General features: G+C 73.4%; 1 pseudogene. It reads left to right on the top strand.

What is annotated here, in order from left to right:
- A pseudogene (locus NS184_RS18475) lies at nucleotides 1-519 on the top strand (hypothetical protein); the annotation flags it as partial.

Below are 519 nucleotides of genomic sequence, written 5' to 3'. Positions count from 1 at the left end.
CGGAACGCGAACTGCTCCGCGCGACCCGGGCCGCGGCCGCGCAGGGTGCCGTCCTCGTCGTCAGCCTCACACCCGACCACGAGCTCTCGACCCTGACGACCGCGGACGCCCGGAGGGCGAACCGGCTCCTGGAACAGGTGCACGAGCAGTACGGCACGAAGGTCCTCGTCCGGTACGCGCCGCAGATGAACGGCACGTGGGTGTCGTGGGGGCAGCAGCCGACCGACTTCACGCGCACGTTCCGGGCACTCGCGGCGCAGGTGCACGCCGGCTCGTCCGACGCCGCGATGGTCTGGGCCCCGTCCTACGGCGCCGGGTACCCGTTCGGCGAGTCCGCCGGGCGCCTCCGCGACCTGTCCTCGACCGACGTCGAGGCCCTCGACACCAACGGCGACGGGAAGCTCACGGCGGCGGACGATCCCTACGCGCCGTACTGGCCCGGGGCGTCGAGCGTGGACTGGGTCGGCCTGTCGATGTTCTCGTTCGGCAAGGGCAAGGCGACCGAGGCCGCCGGCCGCG

The organism is Curtobacterium luteum (genome assembly GCF_001475545.1).
Lineage (GTDB): Bacteria > Actinomycetota > Actinomycetes > Actinomycetales > Microbacteriaceae > Curtobacterium > Curtobacterium luteum_A.
This window is presented reverse-complemented; position numbering and strand designations above follow the sequence as displayed.